Annotated in this window: 17 protein-coding genes; 9 read left to right on the forward strand and 8 right to left on the reverse strand. The window is 52.4% G+C overall.

The window, feature by feature from the left end:
- Window positions 1-148: 148 nt before the first annotated feature.
- The gene (gene katG, locus OGX95_RS22755) at window positions 149-2329 is read left to right on the forward strand and encodes a catalase/peroxidase HPI (RefSeq protein ID WP_286631062.1); all 2181 of its coding nucleotides are present in this window, start codon (window positions 149-151) and stop codon (window positions 2327-2329) included.
- A gap of 85 nt (window positions 2330-2414) precedes the next feature.
- Here the strand turns inward: katG and gldA are convergent, their stop codons facing one another.
- The 3 genes from gldA to ptsP are packed head-to-tail and all read right to left on the reverse strand — an operon-like array spanning window position 2415 to window position 6706.
- Complete coding sequence (gene gldA / locus OGX95_RS22760; RefSeq protein ID WP_286631063.1) at window positions 2415-3518, reverse strand: bifunctional L-1,2-propanediol dehydrogenase/glycerol dehydrogenase; 1104 nt, start codon at window positions 3516-3518, stop codon at window positions 2415-2417.
- A gap of 11 nt (window positions 3519-3529) precedes the next feature.
- Window positions 3530-4192, reverse strand: a complete 663-nt coding sequence (gene fsa / locus OGX95_RS22765; protein WP_286631064.1) for a fructose-6-phosphate aldolase — start codon at window positions 4190-4192, stop codon at window positions 3530-3532.
- A gap of 12 nt (window positions 4193-4204) precedes the next feature.
- Window positions 4205-6706: a phosphoenolpyruvate--protein phosphotransferase gene (gene ptsP / locus OGX95_RS22770; RefSeq protein ID WP_286631065.1), complete on the reverse strand. Its 2502-nt coding sequence runs from the start codon at window positions 6704-6706 to the stop codon at window positions 4205-4207.
- Window positions 6707-7012: 306 nt separating this feature from the next.
- On the opposite strand from ptsP, the gene OGX95_RS22775 reads away from it, so the two are divergent.
- The 5 genes from OGX95_RS22775 to OGX95_RS22795 are packed head-to-tail and all read left to right on the forward strand — an operon-like array spanning window position 7013 to window position 11952.
- Window positions 7013-8092, forward strand: coding sequence for a PTS fructose transporter subunit EIIC (locus OGX95_RS22775; protein WP_286631066.1), 1080 nt, complete (start codon window positions 7013-7015; stop codon window positions 8090-8092).
- Between the two features lie 14 nt (window positions 8093-8106).
- On the forward strand, window positions 8107-8427 hold the full coding sequence (locus OGX95_RS22780; protein WP_286631067.1) for a PTS fructose-like transporter subunit IIB: 321 nt from the start codon (window positions 8107-8109) through the stop codon (window positions 8425-8427).
- Window positions 8428-8452: 25 nt separating this feature from the next.
- Window positions 8453-10750 (forward strand): formate C-acetyltransferase, encoded by a 2298-nt coding sequence (locus OGX95_RS22785; RefSeq protein ID WP_286631068.1) that lies wholly within the window; start codon window positions 8453-8455, stop codon window positions 10748-10750.
- Entirely contained in the window at window positions 10716-11594 is an 879-nt protein-coding gene (locus OGX95_RS22790; RefSeq protein ID WP_286631069.1) for a [formate-C-acetyltransferase]-activating enzyme, read from the forward strand. The genes OGX95_RS22785 and OGX95_RS22790 overlap by 35 nt, the downstream gene beginning before the upstream one ends.
- Before the next feature lies 1 nt (window position 11595).
- Entirely contained in the window at window positions 11596-11952 is a 357-nt protein-coding gene (locus OGX95_RS22795) for a PTS fructose-like transporter subunit IIB (RefSeq protein WP_286631070.1), read from the forward strand.
- On the opposite strand, the gene OGX95_RS22800 is transcribed toward OGX95_RS22795, so the two are convergent.
- The 4 genes from OGX95_RS22800 to argE form a co-directional block, all read right to left on the reverse strand.
- Window positions 11939-12799, reverse strand: coding sequence for a helix-turn-helix transcriptional regulator (locus OGX95_RS22800; RefSeq protein ID WP_286631071.1), 861 nt, complete (start codon window positions 12797-12799; stop codon window positions 11939-11941). The two genes, OGX95_RS22795 and OGX95_RS22800, sit on opposite strands and share 14 nt — an antisense overlap.
- 85 nt (window positions 12800-12884) lie before the next feature.
- The gene (locus OGX95_RS22805) at window positions 12885-14618 is read right to left on the reverse strand and encodes a phosphoethanolamine transferase CptA (protein ID WP_286631072.1); all 1734 of its coding nucleotides are present in this window, start codon (window positions 14616-14618) and stop codon (window positions 12885-12887) included.
- A gap of 209 nt (window positions 14619-14827) precedes the next feature.
- Window positions 14828-17479: a phosphoenolpyruvate carboxylase gene (ppc, locus tag OGX95_RS22810; RefSeq protein ID WP_286631073.1), complete on the reverse strand. Its 2652-nt coding sequence runs from the start codon at window positions 17477-17479 to the stop codon at window positions 14828-14830.
- Window positions 17480-17723: 244 nt separating this feature from the next.
- A complete protein-coding gene (argE, locus tag OGX95_RS22815; RefSeq protein WP_286631074.1) occupies window positions 17724-18875 on the reverse strand; it encodes an acetylornithine deacetylase in 1152 nt (383 codons plus the stop codon).
- Window positions 18876-19030: 155 nt separating this feature from the next.
- Here argE and argC point away from each other — a divergent pair, with 155 nt between their 5' ends.
- The 3 genes from argC (at window position 19031) to argH (ending at window position 22309) form a co-directional block, all read left to right on the forward strand.
- Window positions 19031-20035 carry an N-acetyl-gamma-glutamyl-phosphate reductase gene (gene argC, locus OGX95_RS22820; RefSeq protein WP_286631075.1) on the forward strand — a complete coding sequence of 335 codons (1005 nt, stop codon included), beginning with the start codon at window positions 19031-19033 and terminating at the stop codon, window positions 20033-20035.
- A gap of 7 nt (window positions 20036-20042) precedes the next feature.
- On the forward strand, window positions 20043-20819 hold the full coding sequence (gene argB / locus OGX95_RS22825; protein ID WP_286631076.1) for an acetylglutamate kinase: 777 nt from the start codon (window positions 20043-20045) through the stop codon (window positions 20817-20819).
- Between the two features lie 116 nt (window positions 20820-20935).
- Window positions 20936-22309 (forward strand): argininosuccinate lyase, encoded by a 1374-nt coding sequence (argH, locus tag OGX95_RS22830; RefSeq protein ID WP_286631077.1) that lies wholly within the window; start codon window positions 20936-20938, stop codon window positions 22307-22309.
- Window positions 22310-22368: 59 nt separating this feature from the next.
- Here the strand turns inward: argH and araD are convergent, their stop codons facing one another.
- Entirely contained in the window at window positions 22369-23061 is a 693-nt protein-coding gene (araD, locus tag OGX95_RS22835; RefSeq protein ID WP_286631078.1) for an L-ribulose-5-phosphate 4-epimerase, read from the reverse strand.
- Between the last annotated feature and the right edge of the window lie 386 nt (window positions 23062-23447).

Consider the following 23447-nt stretch of genomic DNA (forward strand, 5'->3'; position numbering starts at 1 on the left):
CGGAGGGCTTTTTATTGATCATTTTGATCTACATCTCTGTAACGTAAAATATAAAAGGAATTAGCTATCGAATCTGTGGGTTATTTCGACTATATCTTATCTCTGGTGGTGTATATCGTAGTCAGAACACTGTAAAGGGAGCATATAGATGAGCATGTCCGACGATAGCCATAACGCATCAACTGCCGGTAAGTGTCCTTTTCATCAGGGCGGTCACGATCAGAGCGCGGGAGCAGGAACGAACAACCGCGACTGGTGGCCTAATCAACTCCGTGTAGATTTGCTGAACCAACATTCCAACCGTTCGAACCCGCTGGGCGAGGACTTCAACTACCGCAAAGAATTTAGCAAACTCGACTATTCTGCCCTGAAAGGGGATCTCAGAGCCCTTCTGTCCGAATCTCAACCGTGGTGGCCTGCCGACTGGGGTACCTATGCCGGTTTATTCATCCGTATGGCATGGCACGGTGCAGGGACTTATCGCTCCATCGATGGACGCGGTGGCGCGGGTCGCGGACAGCAGCGTTTTGCACCACTGAACTCCTGGCCGGACAACGTTAGCCTTGATAAGGCGCGTCGTCTGCTGTGGCCAATCAAGCAGAAATATGGTCAGAAAATTTCCTGGGCCGATCTGTTTATCCTCGCGGGTAACGTGGCGCTGGAAAACTCAGGCTTCCGTACCTTCGGTTTTGGTGCAGGGCGTGAAGATGTCTGGGAACCGGATCTCGACGTAAACTGGGGTGATGAGAAAGCCTGGCTGACTCACCGCCATCCTGAAGAGTTGGCAAAAGCCCCGCTTGGCGCAACCGAGATGGGTCTTATCTATGTTAACCCGGAAGGTCCAGATCACAGTGGTGAACCGCTTTCTGCGGCAGCGGCTATTCGTGCGACCTTCGGTAATATGGGGATGAACGACGAAGAAACCGTGGCGCTGATTGGTGGTGGTCATACGTTGGGCAAAACCCACGGTGCAGCACCAGCATCCCATGTTGGTCCTGATCCGGAATCCGCACCAATTGAAGCGCAGGGACTGGGCTGGGCCAGCAGCTATGGCAGCGGCTCGGGTGCAGATGCCATCACCTCTGGTCTGGAAGTCGTCTGGACGCAGACTCCGACCCAGTGGAGCAACTATTTCTTCGAGAATCTGTTCAAATATGAGTGGGTGCAGACTCGCAGCCCGGCAGGCGCTATTCAGTTTGAAGCGGTTGACGCACCGGAGATTATCCCCGATCCGTTTGATCCGTCTAAAAAACGTAAGCCAACAATGCTGGTCACCGACCTGACCTTGCGCTTTGATCCTGAGTTCGAGAAGATCTCCCGTCGTTTCCTTAACGATCCGCAGGCGTTCAACGAAGCCTTTGCCCGTGCGTGGTTTAAACTGACGCACCGTGATATGGGGCCGAAAGCTCGTTACATCGGACCGGAAGTACCGCAAGAAGATCTGATTTGGCAGGATCCTCTGCCGCATGCGTTCTTCAACCCAAGCGAAGAAGACATTCTTAACCTGAAGGCGACCATTGCGGCTTCCGGGCTTTCTGTCAGTGAGTTGGTATCGGTGGCGTGGGCTTCCGCATCGACTTTCCGTGGCGGTGACAAACGTGGTGGCGCAAACGGCGCTCGCCTGGCGCTGGCACCACAACGCGGTTGGGATGTGAATGCGACTGCGGCACGTGTTCTGCCTGTGCTGGAAGGTATTTATAAATCTGCTCATACCGCCTCGTTGGCCGACATTATCGTACTGGCCGGTGTGGTCGGTGTTGAGAAAGCAGCAAGCGCGGCGGGTGTTAACATCACAGTACCTTTTGTTCCGGGCCGCGTAGATGCGCGTCAGGACCAAACCGATATTGAGATGTTTGAGTTGCTGGAGCCAATTGCAGATGGTTTCCGTAACTATCGTGCCCGTCCTGACGTGTCGACCACCGAGTCGTTACTGATCGATAAAGCGCAGCAGTTGACTCTCACTGCACCGGAAATGACCGTACTGGTAGGTGGGATGCGCGTACTGGGTGCCAACTTCGATGGTAGTCAGCATGGCGTCTTTACCGATCGCCCAGGCGTGCTCAGCAATGACTTCTTCGTCAACCTGCTGGATATGCGTAACGAATGGAAAGCGACTGACGAATCGAAAGAAGTATTTGAAGGTCGTGACCGTCTGAACGGTGAAGTGAAATACACCGCAACCCGCGCCGACCTGGTGTTTGGCTCTAACTCAGTGCTGCGAGCGCTGGCAGAAGTTTATGCCTGCAGCGATGCTCACGAGAAGTTCGTGAAGGACTTTGTCGCGGCATGGGTGAAAGTGATGAACCTGGACCGTTTCGATCTGCTGTAACAGAAAATGCCGGATGGCGTTTGTGCGCGTCCGGTATGGTATGAATAAAAAATCCCCGCGATTGCGGGGATTTTTCATTGGCAGGTTATTCCCACTCTTGCAGGTAACGTTGACCGTACTGATCAGCTACCAGCAGCGCGGCATACACCTGGTCCGGTGTGGCGCCGCCAGGCATGTTGTGGATGGTTTCGCCTTCGGCACAGGCCGCCTCTGCCACAATGCGCATTTTCGCCGGGATATCCTGTTTGATGTCCAGTTGTGCCAGGGTAATTGGCAGGCCAACGGAATAGCATAGCGCCGCCACGGTTTCAATTTCATCGACCGGCGCGTTTTCCAGCACCAGCTGCGTCAGCGTACCGAAAGCAACTTTCTCACCATGATAGTAATGGTGTGCATCCGGGATTGCCGTCAGACCATTGTGAATGGCGTGTGCTGCAGCCAGGCCACCACTCTCAAAACCGACGCCGCTCAGATAGGTATTGGCTTCAATGACACGCTCCAGCGCCGGAGTGACTACATGTTGCTCCGCGGCCAGCATGGCTTTCTCACCCTCTTCAAGCAGCGTGTTGTAGCACAGCTCAGCCAATGCCAGTGCAGCCTGAGTACATTGGCCTCCCGCCATGGTGGTTGCACCGCTGCGTGAACAGGCACGGGCTTCAAACCAGGTCGCCAGTGCGTCGCCGATGCCTGCAGCTAGCAGACGCGCAGGAGCGCCGGCCACGATTTTAGTATCGACAATGACCCTGTCCGGGTTGTTAGGCAGCAGCAGATAGCGGTCAAATTCGCCCGCATCGGTGTAAATGACCGACAGTGCGCTGCAGGGGGCATCGGTAGAGGCAATTGTCGGTGCAATGGCGACTGGTACACTCATAAAGTGAGCCAGCGCTTTAGCGGTATCCAGCGTTTTACCGCCGCCAATACCGAGTACCGCGCCGCACTGCGCTTTTTCTGCCATGCCGCGCAGACGGTCGATTTCATTCTGTGAACATTCGCCGCCAAACGGAGCGATTTCCAGTGACAACCCTGCGTCCTGGAAGCTTTTTTCCAGAGCGGGTTGCGCAAAGCCTAAAACAAATTTGTCTCCAACGACCAGCCAGCGTTCTGCCAATGGTTTGAGATAGCTGCCAAGACGGGTAATAACATCGGCACCCTGAATGTATTTACCCGGTGATTGAATAATGTGATCCATACGTTATCTCCTTAAAGAGTGATTCGACCAAATGCGTTGTTCCAGTCTTGCTCAAACTTCTCTATAGCTGACTCTACCGCAGGGGTATTGAGCATTTGTTGCGCTACATCTAATGGCAGAGTGATTGCTTCACATCCAGCCAGTAAGCAATCCAGCGCCTGGCGTGGTGTTTTAAAGCTGGCCGCCAGCACCATACTGTTTGGCGCATGCAGCTCCAGCAATGTTTGCAACTCCTGTACCGTACGGATACCGTCACCGCCTTGGGCGTCAATGCGGTTCACATAAGGCGCGACATATTTTGCGCCTGCCAGCGCGGCCAGTAGCCCCTGAGAGGCACTGTATACGGCGGTTCCCAGAGTGGTAATGCCCTCTTTTTTCAGCATTTTAATCGCTGCCAGGCCTTCGGATGTCACCGGAATTTTGACCACGATACCCGGCACGGTGTGGCTCAGGCGCTTAGCCTCTTCTACCATGCCCTGCGCATCACGACTCATGGTCTGAGCGAACAGGATGCCGTTTTTGCCGATAGCGTTTTGCAGACGCGGCAGCACATCCCAGATGGACTCTTTACTTGCCGCCACGATGCTCGGGTTGGTGGTGACGCCAGCAATAGGAAAGATGCGTGCCAGACGTTCGACTTCAGTCACGTTGGCGGTATCCAGATACAGTTCCATATAAATACCCTCTTAAAGTTCAAGCTCGTGTTGCAGCAGGCTGGCGATAGCATCGGCAGATTCAGCGTTAACCAGTGCGTTACGGAATGCTTCATGCATAATGCGGCGCGCCAGGCGAGAGAAAATACGCATATGCTGGTCGCCAGCGGCGTGTTTGTTGAGTGTCAGCATGATGATGAATTGCGCATCGTCATCACCCCAGCGCACCGGTGCTTTCAGGCGCGCTACGCTAATTGTGGATTGTTCAATGTGTTCAGATTTGCTGTGTGGAATGGCGAAGCTAAAGCCTAGTCCGGTAGAGAATACCGCTTCGCGTGCCCATAGATCGGCTTCCAGTTTGCGCGGGTAGCGGCAGCGGTTTGCCAGCAGCAAGTTGTCGGTCATCCCTTTGATGACTTCTTCTTTGCTACGCCAGTCGCTATCCAGAGCGATGCATTGTGCGGTAACCAGCGGGGCATCTTGTTGAGCCATCCGGAACTGGGCCAGTAGATGTTCCACTTCCAGAGAGGTACGGCAAGCCATTGCCTGATTCAGTAACTGGCGGCAGGCGCGGCTGTCGAGTTGCGCCATCCTCGCTTTGGCGGCGGGAATGGATGGCGCGCTCATGCTGATTTCACCTAATCCCAGGCCGACCAGCAGTGGCAGTACCGATCCTTTAGCACCGAGCTCACCACACAGACCAATCCACTTACCCTGACGATGTACGGCCTGTACCGCGAAATCGAGTGCACGCAGGAACGCAGGGTTTAGGCTGTTGTAGTGACGCGTAACTTTGGCGTTGTCGCGATCGACTGCCAGCAGGTACTGGGTCAAATCGTTGCTACCAATACTAAAGAAATCAATCTCTTCGCAACACTGATCAATAATGAACATGACTGACGGTACTTCCAGCATGATGCCGAGCTGGATCTTCTCATCAAACGGGATGTGTTCATTACGCAACTGCTGTTTGGCTTCTGCCAGTTTCTCTTTGACCCACAGGATCTCTTCCATTGAGGAGATCATTGGGATCATGATTTTCAGGCTGCCGTGCGCGGAGGCACGAAGGATTGCCCGGAGCTGCGTAGTAAACAGTGAAGCGTACTCTTCATAAATACGGACTGCGCGATAACCGAGGAACGGGTTCGCTTCGGCTGGAATATTCAGGTAATCAACGGGCTTATCACCACCAATGTCCATGGTCCGCACAATAATGCTGCGCCCTTGCGCAGACTCCAGTGCCTGACAAAAAATGTTGTATAGCTCGCTCTCACCGGGAGCGCTGATGCGGTCCATATACAGCATTTCTGTACGGAACAGACCGACAGCTTCTGCGCCGTTGCCAAAAGCAGCCTGTGCTTCCACGGAATGGGCAATGTTGGCGGCAACCTCCATACGTATACCATCCGCAGTGCGGGCTTCCTGAGTCAGCCAAATATGCTGCTGTTTGCGCAGGGCGTCCTGTACGTGGGCTTCCTGTTGGTAGTAGCGGGCAACGGGCTCAGTCGGTGCGACGACGATCGCGCCTGCGTTGCCGTCGATGTAGGCTGTTTGTTGTTGCCACGGCGTTAAGGCTTCAATGTCCACGCCCACCAGCGTGGGAATGTTGAATGAGCGGGCAAGGATAACCGTATGGGAAGTAGTGCCACCGCTTTTTAGCAACAAACCCTTAAGGAACGTTTTATCCAGTTCAAGGAACTGGCTGGGGGTGAGTTCTTCAGCCATGCAGATAGTCGGCTGGGTCAGTTTGCCCGGCGCCGGGAAGCGTTGTTCGCCATAAACGTGCTGCAGAAGCTGGAAGCAGACGTCGCGTACGTCCAGCGCGCGTTCTTGTAAATAACTGCTGCTGGAGCGGGTGAATTCATCACAGAAGTGGTTAGCGCTTTCGACTATCGCCTGGGCACAGCTTAAACCACGTGAAATACCGGCCAGCAAATGTTGGCGCAGGGAAGTGTCACCTGCCAGTGAGCGGTGAGCCTCCAGAATCGCACTGGTGGTGCCATCACTGTCGAGCAGGCGGAACTCGATATTTTTCATCAACAACGTTAAGCCGTTATCGAGCATAGATTGCTCGACTTCCACATCATTGGCTGCGGGGAGAGCGTCGAGTGCATTGAGATCCAGTGAAGAGAGAAGCGTCAGAGTGCCACCCGCACTGCCGCTGCAAACCGTTCTGGCGCGGAAAAACTGGGGATTAAGGTTTGTTAGCGATGCAGGAAGCGGCTCCAGTTCACTGTTTTTAACCTCTGCCAGTGGGGCGTCACAGTGTGGAAATTCATCGCGCAACCATTGACTCAGACGCTGGTGAGCAGCCTGCTCATCTGCGCCAGAAATCCGCAGTTGGCAGGTGTCACCAGCCAGCGTGTCAGTACCAATTAGCGCCAGCGCGCTTTTGGCATTGCCCATACGGGCAGTGCGCAGATTATGCCACTCAATGTGTGAGGTAAAGCTGTTACACAGCGTTTCAACGTGGCTTGCCGGACGGGCGTGTACGCCATTGGGTAGCTCACAGGTAAATTCCACAATCAGGGCCATAGCCTCTCTCCCATAACGATTTCTGCTTACAGAATAAAAGGGCAATACCTGATCCTGCCATGTGACAAATCTGCCAAAAGCTGGACAAATGTAATGTAAGCATCAAAGTGGGACATGTCTCACAAGTCGATATGTCCCAATTAAATTCCGATATTGTGCAAGTTATGAGGCGGATCGCATTTTTGTTCTGACATTACAAAAATCCAGTAAATGGCCTTTTTATCCACTGTCTGTGCTGCGCCGGATTGCCTATTGTTTCCGCAACAACATTATGGATATGGGCTTCAAACAGCCCGGGAGCGACTTATGAAAGAGTTGGTGCAGATCCTGAAAAACACCCGTCAACATCTGATGACCGGTGTTTCGCATATGATCCCCTTTGTCGTAGCGGGTGGTATTTTGCTGGCGGTCTCCGTCATGCTGTATGGCAAGGGGGCGGTCCCGGATGTTGCGACCGATCCCAATCTCAAGAAGCTTTTTGATATCGGTGTTGCAGGGTTGACCCTGATGGTGCCTTTTCTCGCTGCGTACATCGGCTATTCCATTGCTGAGCGCTCCGCGCTGGCACCCTGTGCAATTGGCGCCTGGGTAGGTAACAGCTTTGGTGCCGGATTCTTCGGTGCGCTGATTGCCGGGATCATCGGCGGTATTGTGGTGCATTACCTGAAGAAGATCCCTGTGCATAAAGTGTTGCGCTCGGTAATGCCCATCTTTGTTATTCCTATTGTCGGCACCTTTATTACTGCGGGCGTCATGATGTGGGGACTGGGTGAACCGGTCGGTGCGTTAACCGCCAGTCTGACCCAGTGGCTACAGGGGATGCAGCAGGGCAGTGTCGTGATGCTAGCGGTCATTATGGGTCTGATGCTGGCCTTTGATATGGGCGGGCCGATTAACAAGGTTGCCTACGCGTTCATGCTGATTTGCGTAGCGCAGGGCGTTTATATCGTGGTGGCGATTGCTGCTGTGGGCATCTGCGTTCCGCCGCTGGGCTTAGGGCTGGCGACACTGATTGGACGCAAAAACTTTTCTTCCGAGGAACGTGAAGCCGGTAAAGCGGCGCTGGTAATGGGCTGTGTTGGCGTGACCGAAGGCGCCATTCCTTTCGCAGCCGCTGACCCACTGCGTGTCATCCCATCCATTATGTTGGGCTCAGTTTGCGGTGCGGTAACGGCTGCGCTGTTCGGTGCGCAGTGTTACGCCGGTTGGGGTGGATTGATTGTTCTGCCCGTTGTGGAAGGAAAACTGGGGTATATCGTGGCAGTTGCGGTGGGGGCTGTGGTAACGGCGGTCTGCGTTAACGTGCTGAAAAGCCTGGCACGGAAGAAAGAGTCTCCGGTTGACAAGAAAGAAGACGACCTGGATTTGGATTTTGAAATAAATTAAGTGAGGAATGAGCCATGACGAAGATTATCGCAGTAACAGCATGTCCTTCTGGCGTTGCACACACCTATATGGCCGCCGAAGCGCTGGAGAGCGCAGCTAAGGCCAGGGGGTGGGAAGTAAAAGTTGAGACTCAGGGCTCAATTGGTCTGGAAAACGAACTAACCGCAGCGGATGTGGCGGATGCAGATATGGTGATTCTGACTAAAGATATCGGCATCAAGTTTGAGGAGCGTTTTGCAGGGAAAACCATTGTTCGCGTCAACATTAGCGATGCGGTAAAACGCGCTGATGCCATCATGAACAAGATTGACGCACATCTGACGCAAACTGCGTAACGTTATATCCCAGGGAGCCTGCCTCATGACGAATCGTATCCAACGACTCAAAACAGCGCTGTTTCAACATCCCCGTGAAATCTCACTTGAGCGTGCGCAGCTGTATACCGCCAGCCATCAACAGACGGAGGGGGAGCCGGTTATTTTGCGTCGGGCTAAAGCAACCGCGTATATCCTTGAGCATGTTGAGATTTCGATTCGTGATGAAGAATTGATTGCCGGAAACCGTACCGTCAAGCCGCGAGCGGGCATTATCTCGCCTGAGATGGATCCTTACTGGCTGCTCAAAGAACTGGATCAGTTCCCGACGCGTCCGCAGGACCGTTTTGATATCAGCGAAGAAGATAAACGTATATACCGTGACGTCCTGTTTCCGTACTGGGAACAGCGGTCGATGAAGGATTTCATTAATGGGCAAATGACTGATGAGGTAAAGGAAGCTGTCAGCACGCAGATTTTTAGCGTAAACCAGACGGACAAAGGGCAGGGGCATATCATTATTGATTATCCGCGTCTGCTGAACCACGGATTGGGTGAACTGGTGTCGCAGATGCAGGCACACTGTCAGCAAGAGCCGGATAACCATTTTTACCAGGCGGCGTTGTTGCTACTTGAGGCTTCGCGAAGCCACATTCAACGTTATGCCACCCTGGCTGAGAAGATGGCGGAAAGCTGCCCGGATGCGCATCGTCGCCAGGAACTGCTCGCTATTGCCGCTAATTCTCGTCACAACATGCAGCATAAGCCACAAACCTTCTGGCAGGCGTGCCAGCTGTTCTGGTACATGAATATCATTCTGCAGTATGAGTCCAATGCCAGTTCGCTCTCTCTGGGGCGTTTTGACCAGTATATGCTGCCGTTCTACCAGGCTTCTCTGACCCAGGGCGAAGATCCAGCCTTCTTAAAAGAGCTGCTCGAATCGCTATGGGTGAAATGCAATGACATCGTGCTGCTGCGTTCCACCAGTAGTGCTCGCTACTTCGCAGGGTTCCCGACAGGGTATACCGCATTGCTCGGTGGGTTGACGGAAAGCGGACGCAGTGCGGTAAACGTGCTCTCTTTCCTCTGTCTTGACGCTTACCAGAGCGTGCAACTACCACAGCCAAATCTTGGTGTTCGCACCAATGCGTTGATTGATACGCCATTCCTGATGAAAACGGCGGAAACCATCCGCCTGGGAACCGGCATTCCGCAAGTCTTTAATGATGAAGTGGTGGTCCCTGCTTTCCTGAACCGGGGCGTATCGCTGGAAGATGCGCGAGATTACGCGGTGGTAGGGTGTGTGGAGCTGTCGATTCCGGGCAGAACCTACGGTCTGCATGATATTGCCATGTTTAACCTGCTGAAAGTGATGGAAATCAGCCTGTATGAGAACGAAGGCAACCACGAGCTGACGTACGAAAGCTTACTGGCGCACATTCGCACCAAAATCAGCCACTACATTACCCTAATGGTAGAGGGCAGTAATATTTGCGATATCGGGCATCGTGATTGGGCACCAGTGCCGTTGCTCTCCTCGTTTATCAGTGATTGTCTCGATAAAGGGTGTGATATTACCGACGGTGGCGCGCGTTATAACTTCTCCGGTGTACAGGGGATTGGTATTGCCAACCTGAGCGACTCGCTGCATGCGCTGAACGGGCTGGTATTCGTTCAGCAGCGCTTAAATTTTGACGAACTGCTGTCAGTATTAAAGAGCAATTTCGCCACATCGGAAGGCGAGAAAATTCGTGCCAGGCTGATTAACCGCTTCGAGAAATACGGCAACGATATTGATGATGTGGATAACATCAGCGCTGAACTGCTACGCCACTACTGTAAAGAGGTGGAAAAATACCGGAACCCGCGTGGTGGGCAGTTTACGCCTGGTTCATATACCGTATCTGCACACGTACCGCTGGGGGCGGTGGTTGGGGCCACGCCGGATGGTCGTTTTGCCGGGGAGCAACTGGCGGACGGGGGGTTATCGCCAATGCTTGGCCAGGATATGCAGGGACCGACGGCGGTGCTGAAATCGGTCAGTAAGCTGGATAACACGTTGCTTTCGAATGGTACGTTACTGAACGTGAAGTTCACGCCCGCCACGCTGGAAGGTGAAGCTGGTTTGCGCAAGCTTGCCGATTTTCTGCGCGCATTTACCCAGCTCAAGCTCCAGCATATCCAGTTCAATGTGGTGAACGCAGGGACGTTGCGGGAAGCGCAGCAGCGCCCGCAGGACTTCGCCGGGCTGGTGGTTCGCGTGGCGGGCTACAGCGCCTTCTTTGTCGAGCTGTCGAAGGAGATTCAGGATGACATTATTCGCCGCACCGCGCATCAACTGTGAGGTTGTGGGGGCGCACGGCGAAGAGGTTGCGCGCATTTTCAACATTCAGCGCTATTCGCTGAATGACGGCCAGGGAATTCGCACTGTCGTCTTTTTTAAAGGCTGCCCGCATACCTGTCCGTGGTGCGCCAACCCTGAATCACTCTCCCCGCGTATTGAAACGGTGCGGCGGGAGAGTAAATGCCTGCACTGTGCGACGTGTCTGCGTGACGCTGATGAATGCCCTTCGGGCGCGTTTGAGCGCATTGGTCGTGATATCACCCTCGATGCACTGGAATGCGAGGTGATGAAAGATGATATTTTCTTTCGTACCTCCGGCGGCGGGGTGACGCTTTCGGGCGGTGAAGTGCTGATGCAGGCACCTTTTGCCATTCGATTTTTACAGCGTCTGCGGCATAACGGTGTTCATTGTGCTATTGAAACGGCAGGGGACGCCCCAGCCAGTCGCCTGCTGCCGTTGGCAAAATTATGCGATGAGGTGCTTTTCGATCTCAAAATTTTGGATGAGCGTCAGGCTCGCGAGGTGGTAAATATGAATCTGTCTCGCGTACTGGCGAATTTACAGCTATTAGTCAGTGAGGGCGTCAATGTGATCCCCCGTCTACCGCTGATTCCAGGTTTTACGCTCAGCATGGAGAACATGCAGCGTGCGCTGACGTTATTGTCATCATTAGATATAAAGCAAGTACATCTGCTACCGTTTCATCAGTATGGCGAGCCGAAATATCGCCTGCTTGGGCTGCAGTGGTCGATGAAGGATGTGTCCGCCCCGTCAGCACAAGAGGTGGCGACGTTGCGTAAGATGGCAGAAGACGCCGGATTTCAGGTAACCGTGGGAGGTTGATATGGCAGTCGCATCTGTTCGATATCTGGTTGCAGTGACTGCTTGCGTCAGCGGCGTTGCACATACCTATATGGCTGCTGAGCGGTTGGAAAAACTGTGTCAGCAGGATAAGTGGAATATCAAGATTGAAACCCAAGGGGCACTCGGTACAGAGAATCGTCTGACGGAAGAGGATATTAGCCGCGCTGATGTGGTGTTGTTGATTACCGATATCGAGCTGGCAGGCGCTGAGCGATTTGCTCAAAGCCGTTACGTCCAGTCGGGAATTAGTGCTTTTTTACGCGAACCCCAGCGGGTGATGAGTGCCGTGCGTAAACTGCTTTCGGCACCGCAACATACCCATCTTATTCTGGAATGACCTTCTTTTCCGTTAACTGGCTGTGATATTGCCGACGATACTCTGAGGGGGAACGCTCGGTATTTTTACGAAACAGGCGGCAGAAATAATTGCTGTCGACAAACCCGCAGGTGTGCGCCACTTCTTTAACCTTCAGGTCGTAGCCCTTCAGCAGTGCCTTTGCGTGTTCCAGCCGCGTATGATTCAGATATTCATTAAAGCCGATGGTCCCTGTTTTTTGAAACAGGTGCGAGAGATAATTCGGCGAAATATAGAACGCCTGGGCCACGGATTCCCGTGTGAGCGGCGAGGCGTAACGTTCGTCAATATAGTCACGAATGGCTTCAAAAAGTGCCTGGCTGCGTGATGCCGTCTGAATCTGACTTCCCAGCAGGTCGCGGCAATGGCTGAGCAGGCTGGCAACAATTAGCCTTGCCGTTTGTTGCTCCTGAGGCTGCATCTGCATTTCATTGAGTGTTTGCAGCAGGAATGAGCCGATACGCGGTCCACGCCGTGCGACGTGTTGCTTCGTGAGGTTTTGATACTGCTTGCCATCCCACCGAACGATGCTGAAACCTAATTGCTGTTTACCGAACAGGATGCTGAGTGTGACGACTGGTGCTTGCCATTGCGGGAAGTTCCAGCCACCTGCCGGGACGTACAGAACATCATAAGACGTTAACATGGTGGGTGCGCATGCAACGCCGTTATCGGTGAATTCACCTTCCAGCACAATCTCCAGCCGGGGGAAGTCAACCTGATACGCCAGCTCAGGCGTTGAGGTGCTGGTGCTGGCAAAGTAAACCTGGCGCAGCTGTGTGGGGCCGTTAATCAGGCGAGAGAGCAGATGACTGACGTCGTGATACATGTTAATCCCTTGCTGGCAGCAGACAGGGAAACAGTAACCGCCATCATAAAAAAAGGCCACTCTTAAAGAGTGGCCTGAGAGGACGTTACTGATTCCCGATTTGATCGCCGTAAGGCAGGGAGTCGTAATCAATCAGGGCGTTTTTCTTGTACGGATTACCAATCCAGCGGGTCGTCTCTTTGAACTCCGGGCTGGTAATGGAACGGGTCGGATCGAAACCGTCGTACGTAAAGCCTGCCAAATCTGACCAGGTATGGATAAGTTCAGAGCTGCTGTACTTACGATTAACGTCCTGTGAGAAGTCGCGTGGGTGCGCAGCCTGCCATTTTTCAGACGTCCACAGCAGGAACGGTACCGTATACATATGGCGCGTTGGGCTATCCTCATTACGGCCCTGCGTTTTATGTGGCGGCGTGTCATACACTTCTTCACCATGGTCAGAGAAGTAGAGCAGGAAGCCGTTCGGATCGGTGGCTTTGTAGTCTTTGATCAGGCTGGCAATGATATGGTCGTTATAGACGTTGGCATTGTCATAATCGTTATATGACTCCAGTTCATCACTGCTCAGACCTGCAGGTACGTTCTCGGTATTACCGTCAAACTTACCCTGGCCTTCCGGATAGCGGAATTTGTATTTAATGTGCGTACCCAGCAAGTGAACGATGATGAACTTTTTCGGTGCCGGGTCGGCCATGACTTCTTTAAACGGTGCCAGTACGTTGCTGTCGTATTCACGCGCACTTTGGGTACGCTGCTGGTTCATATAGAACTGCTTGTCTGTCTGCCGGGAAAATACGGTCAGCATGGTGTTACGGGCGGTCATTGTTTGCTGGTTGGTGATCCAGAAAGTTTTATAACCCGCCTGCTTCATCATATTCATCAACGACGGCTGCGTCAGATATAAATCCGGGTTCTTCTCGTTTGCGAAGGTCAGCGCCTGTTGCAGGATTTCAATCGTGTACGGACGTGAGGTCACGACATTATTGAACACGGTGAAGTTTGGATCGGATTTATGCAGCGCATCCAGTTCCGGCGTGGTTTCACGTGGGTAGCCGTACAGGCTCATGCGACCACGTTGAGTTGACTCGCCAATCACCAGCACCAGCGTACGCGGAGCATCACCAGAATTGTCTTTAAAGTTTGCCAGTGGTGGCAATGCGTTGTTCTCATTCAGCAGGTTATTTAATGCGGTCAATTGTTGACGGTATTGATAATAACCGGAGATAAACTGCCATGGCGCGGCAGGCTCCATGCGCGATGCAAGGCCGCCCAGCGTTTTCTCAAAAGGCTTATGCTTGATAAACGTATTGACGGTCATTGGGTGCAGAATTAAACCGTACAACAGCGCAAATGACACCAGATAACGCCATGGCGACGGAATATGAACCGGGCGTAAACGTGTCCACAGCAGGATGGCGGTTGCTGTATAGGCCAGTGCGATAAGTACGATTTTGAGACTGAAATATTGGCTCAGATATTCGCGGGCTTCGTTGGCGTTGGTTTCAAACATGACGAACAGAACGCTTTGTGAGAATTCTTGTCCGTAAATAACGTAATAACTCAGCGCGGCCAATGAAGCAGCCCAGAGTGCCACACCAATAACGGCGGCGATAATGCGAATACGGTTCGGGAATAAGAATACCGGGATCAACCACAATGAGCTGAACAGTATTGAGTCGCGTAATCCGTTAGTTCCGCTATAGCCCGTAAAATAAATAATGGCCTGGAGTAAGGTAGAGAAGAACCAAAAATAGAGGAGTGCCCAACCCAGGGCTTTCCAGCTAAATTTGGGTTTAGACTGGAGTTGTAAGGATTGCATAGTGTGAGCCTGTCTTTAATCGTAGCGCCAACGTTAGCGGCTAAACCTTAAGAGGATCTGAAGCAATGCGAGTCGAATATCGCGTTCTGCTAACAAATGTCCATTGGATGTATAAAATGCAGACAGGAATATATTAAAAATGAGGTGGTTATGACAGCAGTATTTTATGTCACCCTCGCACAATAGCACGAGGGTGACAGGCATAAAAATTAGCCGGTGTTACGCATACCGGCTGCAACGCCAGCAATTGTCACCATTAGCGCCTGTTCGACGCGTGGGTCTGGTGCATGACCTTGCTCTTCTGCCAGGCGCGAACGATATAATAATTCAGCCTGTAAGACGTTCAGTGGGTCAGTATAAATATTCCTTAACTGAATAGACTCGGCAATCCACGGTAGATCGGCCATCAAATGTGAGTCATTGGCAATTGCCAACACCACATTGATATCAGCTTCCAGACGCTGACGCAGTTCTTCACCCAATGGCCAAAGCTCTTTTTTGACCAGGCGCTGATCGTAGTACTCCGCCAGCCACAGGTCAGCTTTTGAGAACACCATCTCCAGCATGCCAAGACGCGTGGAGAAGAATGGCCAGTCACGGCACATTGCTTCAAGCTCGCTTTGCTTACCGTCTTCAACCACTTTTTGCAGCGCAGTACCTGCACCCAGCCAGGCCGGAAGCATCAGGCGGTTCTGGGTCCAGGCGAAGATCCACGGAATAGCACGCAGAGACTCTACGCCACCGGTCGGGCGACGTTTTGCCGGACGTGAGCCGAGCGGTAACTTGCCCAGTTCCTGCTCGGGTGTTGCGGAACGGAAGTAGGGTACAAAGTCTTTGTTTTCACGAACATACCCACGATAGAGATCGCAGGAGATATCTGAAAGCTCATCCATGATATGACGCCAGCCATCTTTTGGTTCCGGCGGCGGTAACAGGTTAGCTTCCAGAATTGCGGCAGTGTACAGCGACAGGCTGCTGATGGTGACTTCCGGTAGGCCGTATTTGAAGCGGATCATCTCGCCTTGTTCTGTCACGCGCAGGCCGCCTTTAAGGCTACCTGGCGGTTGAGAGAGCAGTGCCGCATGAGCTGGCGCGCCGCCACGACCAATAGAGCCGCCGCGACCGTGGAACAGTGTCAGTTCAATGCCGGCTTTTTCGCAGGTTTTGATCAGCGCGTCCTGTGCCTGATATTGCGCCCAGGAAGCCGCCATCACGCCGGCGTCTTTTGCTGAGTCAGAATAGCCAATCATGACCATCTGTTTGCCCTGAATCAGACCGCGATACCAGTCGATATTCAACAACTGAGTCATAACATCGTCAGCATTGTTCAGGTCGTCCAGCGTTTCAAACAGCGGCGCGACCGGCATGGTAAAACCAATGCCCGCTTCTTTCAGCAGCAGGTGAACGGCCAGCACATCCGACGGCGTTTTCGCCATCGAGATAACGTAGGCGGCAATAGAGCCATAAGGCGCTTCGGCAATCACCCGGCAGGTGTCGAGCACTTCGCGGGTTTCGTTACTCGGTTCCCAACTGCGTGGCAGCAGTGGACGCTTGGAATTCAGCTCGCGGATCAGGAAGGCCTGTTTGTCTGCTTCTGACCAGCTTTCGTAGTCGCCAATTCCCAGATAGCGGGTCAGTTCGCCCAGCGCTTCGGTATGACGGGTGCTTTCCTGACGAATATCGATACGCACCAGCGGTACGCCAAAACATTTCACCCGGCGCAGGGTATCGAGCAGTTCGCCATTGGCGATGATACCCATACCGCAAGCTTGCAGAGACTGGTAACACGCGTATAGCGGTTCCCATAGCTGCTCGTTTTGCGTCAACAGACCGGCAGGTTTCGGTAATTTTTCGCCTTTCAGACGCGCTTCCAGCCAGGCCTGGGTCGTCATCAGACGCGAACGCAGCATCTTCATCAGGTGACGGTAAGGTTCTGCCGCACCTTCTTCACCCACCAGCGCTAACAGTTCCGGCGTGGCATCGACCATCGATAGCTCAGAAACCAGAAACTGGATGTCTTTCAGGAACAGGTCGGTCGCTTTCCAGCGGCTGAGCAGCAGCACATGACGGGTAATATCCGCCGTTACGTTCGGGTTGCCGTCACGGTCACCCCCCATCCAGGAGGTGAATCGGACCGGGACGAAATCGACGGGAAGCTTATAGTTCAGATGCTCTTCCAGCTGTTCGTTCAGCTCACGCAGATAGTTCGGTACACCTTCCCACAGGCTGTTTTCAACCACGGCAAAGCCCCATTTGGCTTCATCAACCGGGCTGGGACGTATTTTACGGATTTCATCCGTATGCCAGGACTGGGCGATTAACTGGCGTAGGCGCCGCATCAACTGGTGACGTTCGTAATCGACGATGTCTTTGTTATCCAGTTGTTTGAGACACGCGTTGACCTCGCCCATTTTATGGATCAACGTACGACGGGTAATTTCGGTCGGGTGGGCGGTCAGTACCAGCTCCAGAGAGAGCGATTCCACGGCTTTTTTGATCGTCGCTTCATCGAGGTTGGGCTGGTCTTTCAGTTTGCGCAGGGTACGAGCAATCACTTCCGGGTTGCTGGCAGCTTCGCCTTTTGGCGAAATGCTGTGGTACTGCTCGGCGGTATTGGCCAGATTCAGGAACTGACTAAATGCGCGGGCAACGGGCAGCAGCTCGTCGTTGGACAGGTTCTGCAGCGTAGTGAGCAGCTCCTGGCGGTTCGCTTCATTGCCAGCGCGGGATGATTTGGACAGCTTACGGATTGTTTCTACGCGCTCAAGAATGTTCTCTCCCAGCGCATCCTTGATGGTCTCTCCCAGCACTTTGCCGAGCATACTGACATTACTACGCAACGCGGAATATTGTTCGTTCATATTAACCCAGACACCCCATCTTAAATTTATTAGCCCTGTCTCTTTCGGGCTTAACTTTTTTGGCCGTCTTTTATAAAGCCACGTAAAACTCGTGGCGTCAATTGCGGCGAAATCGGTTCAGCAAACGAAAAAATGGCGGGAATTTACGTTATTTAATTCACATCGAACGAAATAAGCGTTGCTTATGTGAATGTTAAAAAAAACGCCCCGCTTACCACCAAAGGATTAGCGAGGCGACGGCGGGTTAATGCCAGCAGAAATGGTGCACAACCTGGGTAATTAATTCGCGGGTTGGCTTAATAAAGCGTGTTTCCAGATATTCATCCGGCTGATGTGCCTGATTAATGGAACCCGGTCCAAGCACCAGCGTCGGGCAAAGTGTCTGGATAAACGGCGCTTCGGTGCAGTAGTTCACCACGTCGGTTTTCTCGCCGAGTAGTTTTTCCACCACCTCGACAAGTTGGTGATCCGGTGGGCATTCGTAACCAGGGATCGGCGGATGCAGCTCGGAAACCGTCAGGCGGCCAGGCCAGCGTTCGCTCACCGGGGCCAGCGCATCGTTGAGTAACCCATTCAGATCGTTAAGTGTCATGCCGGGTAGCGGACGAATATCCATGTGCAGCTCGCAGCAGGCGCAGATACGGTTGGAGGCATCGCCACCGTGCAAACTGCCGAGGTTTAGCGTTGGGTAAGGTACGGTGAATGAATCGTGGTGATAGCGTTTTTTCAGGTCATCGCGCAGCTTCATGATATGGCCGATAGCATCATGCATCAGTTCAATTGCATTCACGCCACGCGCCGGATCGCTGGAATGGCCAGACTGACCCAGCACGCGTACCGCCGTGGAGATATGTCCTTTGTGCGCGCGAATTGGCTGCAGGGACGTTGGCTCACCGATGATTGCGCAATCTGGACGAATCGCAGTGTTTTCAGAGAAGTAGCGTGCGCCCGCCATGCTGGTCTCTTCATCGGCGGTGGCCAGAATGTAGAGCGGCTTCTTCAGTTGTTTCACATCGACATCCCGCAGCGCATCGAGAATAAACGCGAAGAAGCCTTTCATATCCGCCGTGCCCAGACCGTAGAGCTTATTGTCGTGCTCGGCGAGGGTGAAGGGATCGCGCGTCCAACGCCCATCGTCAAACGGCACGGTGTCGGTATGACCGGCGAGCAGCAGTCCACCCGCGCCGGTGCCAGTGCTTGCCAGCATATTGAATTTATTGCGGGTGCCGGGGACCGGTTGTACCTCAACGCTGAAGCCCAAATCTTTGAACCAGTCCGCCAGCAGAGTGATTAAACCTGCATTGCTTTGATCGAGCGCTTCTTCGGTGGCGCTAATCGACGGTGTGGCAATCAGAGCGCGGTAAATCTCGATAAATGGCGGTAAATTGTTTTTCATTGTTGACACACCTCGGGTCATGATAGTATCAATATTCATGCAGTATTTGTGAATAAAAATACAATAATGTTGAGCGTAATAAAACCCACCAAGTGTAAGGTGAGGTGATAAAGGCTTATACCTGGCAACCGAATCTAAGAAGGTGAACAGCCCCGATGTTGAATACGCTGATTGTGGGCGCCAGTGGCTATGCTGGTGCAGAGCTTGTGACCTATGTAAATCGCCATCCTGATATGACCATAACCGCTTTGACCGTCTCAGCGCAAAGCAATGATGCAGGAAAATTAATCTCCGATTTACATCCACAGCTAAAAGGCATTGTCGATTTGCCGTTACAGCCAATGTCTGATATCAGCGAGTTTAGCGCAGGGGTGGACGTTGTGTTCCTCGCGACAGCTCATGAGGTCAGTCATGATCTGGCTCCGCAGTTTCTGCGTGCCGGGTGTGTGGTGTTTGACCTCTCGGGCGCGTTCCGCGTAAATGACGGTGCCTTCTATGAGAAATACTATGGCTTTACCCATCAGCATCCTGAACTGCTGGAACAGGCGGTATACGGTCTGGCTGAGTGGAGTGCAGACAGACTGAAAGACGCGAATTTGATTGCTGTTCCGGGGTGTTACCCGACGGCGGCACAATTGTCGCTGAAACCACTTATTGATGCCGGGCTGCTGGACCTTACTCAGTGGCCGGTGATTAACGCCACCAGTGGCGTGAGCGGTGCGGGCCGTAAGGCCGCTATTTCGAACAGTTTCTGTGAAGTGAGCCTGCAGCCGTATGGCGTGTTTACCCACCGCCATCAACCGGAAATTGCCACGCATTTGGGGGCTGAAGTGATTTTCACCCCGCATCTGGGCAACTTTCCGCGTGGGATCCTGGAAACCATTACCTGCCGTCTGAATGCGGGTGTCACTCAGGTTCAGATAGCGCAAACGCTGCAACAGGCATATAGCGATAAACCGTTGGTGCGTTTGTATGAAAAAGGCGTTCCGGCACTGAAAAACGTGGTTGGCTTACCGTTCTGTGATATCGGATTTGCTGTGCAGGGCGAACATCTGATTGTGGTAGCAGCTGAAGATAACTTATTGAAGGGCGCGGCAGCACAGGCCATGCAGTGCGCAAATATCCGTTTCGGCTTTGCTGAGACGCAGTCTCTTATTTAAGGGTGCAATGATGAATCCATTAATTATCAAGCTGGGCGGCGTTTTACTGGATAGCGAAGAGGCGCTGGAGCGTCTGTTTACCGCGCTGGTAAATTATCGCGAGTCGCACCAGCGTCCGCTGGTCATTGTGCACGGCGGCGGCTGCGTCGTCGACGAACTGATGAAACAGTTAAATCTGCCGGTGAAAAAGAAAAATGGTCTGCGCGTGACGCCAGCCGACCAAATCGACATCATCACCGGTGCTCTGGCAGGAACAGCGAATAAAACCTTACTGGCCTGGGCAAAAAAACACCAAATTGCGTCTGTGGGGCTGTATCTGGGCGATGGCGACAGCGTAAAAGTGACACCGCTCAATAAAGAGTTGGGTCATGTTGGACTGGCGCAACCGGGTTCGCCTAAGCTGATTAACTTGCTGCTGGAAGGCGGTTTTTTGCCGGTAGTGAGTTCCATTGGCGTTACTGAGGATGGGCTGTTGATGAACGTCAATGCCGATCAGGCGGCGACGGCGCTGGCGGCAACGCTGGGCGCTGATCTGATCCTGCTCTCTGATGTGAGCGGTATTCTGGATGGTAAAGGCCAGCGTATTGCCGAAATGACCGCGACGAAAGCGGAACAGCTGATTGAACAGGGCATTATTACCGATGGCATGATCGTGAAGGTCAACGCGGCGCTGGATGCTGCGCGTACGCTGGGCCGCCCGGTAGATATCGCTTCCTGGCGTCATGCTGAGCAACTCCCGGCGCTGTTTAACGGCACGCCGATTGGTACGCGCATTCTGGCGTAAACTATTTTGTGCCCGATGGCGGTTACGCCTTATCGGACCTACGTGAACCGAACCTGTAGGCCGGATAAGCGCTGCGCTATCCGGCAATGACATTCAAGAAATTAAGGAAATTCGTTATGGCACTTTGGGGTGGGCGTTTTACACAGGCAGCAGATCAGCGGTTCAAACAGTTCAACGACTCGTTGCGTTTTGACTACCGCCTGGCAGAGCAGGATATTGTCGGCTCTGTGGCCTGGTCCAAAGCGCTGGTAACCGTCGGTGTACTGACTGCTGATGAACAACTACAACTGGAAGACGCGCTGAATAATCTGCTGGAAGAGGTACGCCTGGACCCGCAGCAGATCCTGCAAAGTGATGCGGAAGATATTCACAGCTGGGTGGAAGGCAAGCTGATTGATAAAGTCGGGCAGTTAGGTAAAAAACTGCACACCGGGCGTAGCCGTAATGACCAGGTCGCAACTGACCTTAAATTGTGGTGTAAAGACATGGTCATGGAACTGTTGTCTGCCAATCGTCAGTTGCAAAGCGCGTTGGTCGACACCGCGCAAAATAACCAGGATGCCGTCATGCCGGGTTACACACACTTGCAGCGTGCACAGCCGGTGACGTTTGCTCACTGGTGTCTGGCTTATGTCGAAATGCTGGCGCGTGATGAGAGCCGCCTGCAGGATGCGCTTAAGCGTCTGGATGTTAGCCCGTTAGGCTGCGGTGCGCTGGCCGGTACGGCGTATGAAATCGATCGTGAGCAACTGGCTGGCTGGCTGGGCTTTGCCTCGGCAACCCGCAACAGTCTGGACAGTGTTTCTGATCGTGACCATGTACTGGAGTTACTCTCTGATGCCTCTATCGGCATGGTGCACCTGTCGCGCTTTGCTGAAGATCTGATTTTCTTTAACACCGGCGAAGCAGGCTTTGTTGAGTTATCCGATCGTGTGACTTCAGGTTCATCTCTGATGCCACAGAAGAAAAACCCGGATGCATTAGAGTTGATCCGTGGCAAATGTGGCCGCGTACAAGGTGCGCTGACCGGCATGATGATGACGCTGAAAGGTCTGCCGCTGGCGTATAACAAAGATATGCAGGAAGACAAAGAAGGGATATTCGACGCGCTTGATACCTGGCTGGACTGCCTGCATATGGCGGCACTGGTGCTGGATGGTATTCAGGTGAAACGCCCTCGTTGTCAGGAAGCGGCGCAGCAGGGTTATGCTAATGCCACTGAGTTGGCGGATTATCTGGTGGCAAAAGGTGTTCCGTTCCGCGAAGCACACCATATCGTAGGTGAGACGGTAGTTGAGGCGATTCGTCAGGGTAAACCGCTGGAAGCGTTGCCGCTTGCTGATTTACAGAAGTTCAGCAGCGTAATTAGCGATGATGTATACCCGATTCTGTCGCTGCAGTCGTGCCTCGATAAGCGTGCGGCAAAAGGTGGTGTTTCTCCGCAGCAAGTCGCACAGGCGATTGACTACGCGAAGGCGCGTCTCGTGTAACGGCATTTATCATTATAAGGCCTGGCGTGGTGCCAGGCTTTTGTCAAAAGACCTATTTTTTACTGACCATAATAAGCATTATCACCGTGCTTTCTTAAAAAGTGTTTATCCAGTAACGTTTGCTGCATAGCAGTCAGATGGGGTTGCAGTTGCTGTGTGAACAAATTCATATAGGCAATTTCTTCAAGCACGACAGCGTTATGAACCGCGTTGGCGGGATCTGTTCCCCAGGCAAAAGGGCCATGGCTGTTAACCAACACTGCCGGGATATGGTCGGGAGATATTCCACGTTGTTTAAATGTTTCAATGATTACCTTACCGGTATCATGTTCATAATGCCCATTAATCTCGTCATCAAGCATCGTTCGTGTACAGGGAATCGCACCGTAGAAATAATCCGCATGCGTTGTTCCCAGCGGCATTAAGTCTTTTCCTGCTTGTGACCAAATGGTGGCATGACGGGAATGGGTATGAACGATCCCACCGATATTTGGAAAGGCGTGATACAGTGCCAGGTGAGTGTCGGTATCAGATGAAGGTTTTTTATTCCCCTCAACAACCTTCCCGCTTTGTATGTCGACAACAACCATATCATTCAGGCTCATGCTGTCATATTCGACACCAGAAGGTTTAATGACCATTATGCCTTTTTTACGATCAATGCCGCTGACGTTGCCCCATGTAAACGTCACCAGATGATGGGCTGGTAAGGATAAATTAGCGTTAAATACTTTTTCCTTCAGTGTATCCATTCTTGACTCCAGAAATATTATTTAGCTTTATAAAAATGAGTTCTTTAATTTTGCTGGGAAATCATGTTGCTATTTAAATTACGCCGAATACATAAGATGTAAAATACAAGCAGACGATACTTATGTATAAAACGGCTAAAGCGGTCAAACTCGGAAGTATTCGGGCGTGTTTTTCGATTTTATTGATGCCCGTATATGCCCGTTTAGTCGTTATGCTGTGATAATTAAATAAGAAAAGAGATTGATTTTGTGATTAAAATCTCATTATTGCGTTATAAAACTCATTTATTGCATCAATAAATTAAACTTAGATCACACTGTTAATTGTGTATTATTTCTGTAAAGCAATTCTTGATACCAATCACTTTAAGTTAAGGCAAAAAGAT

This window comes from Citrobacter sp. Cu233 (assembly GCF_030332225.1).
Lineage (GTDB): Bacteria > Pseudomonadota > Gammaproteobacteria > Enterobacterales > Enterobacteriaceae > Citrobacter.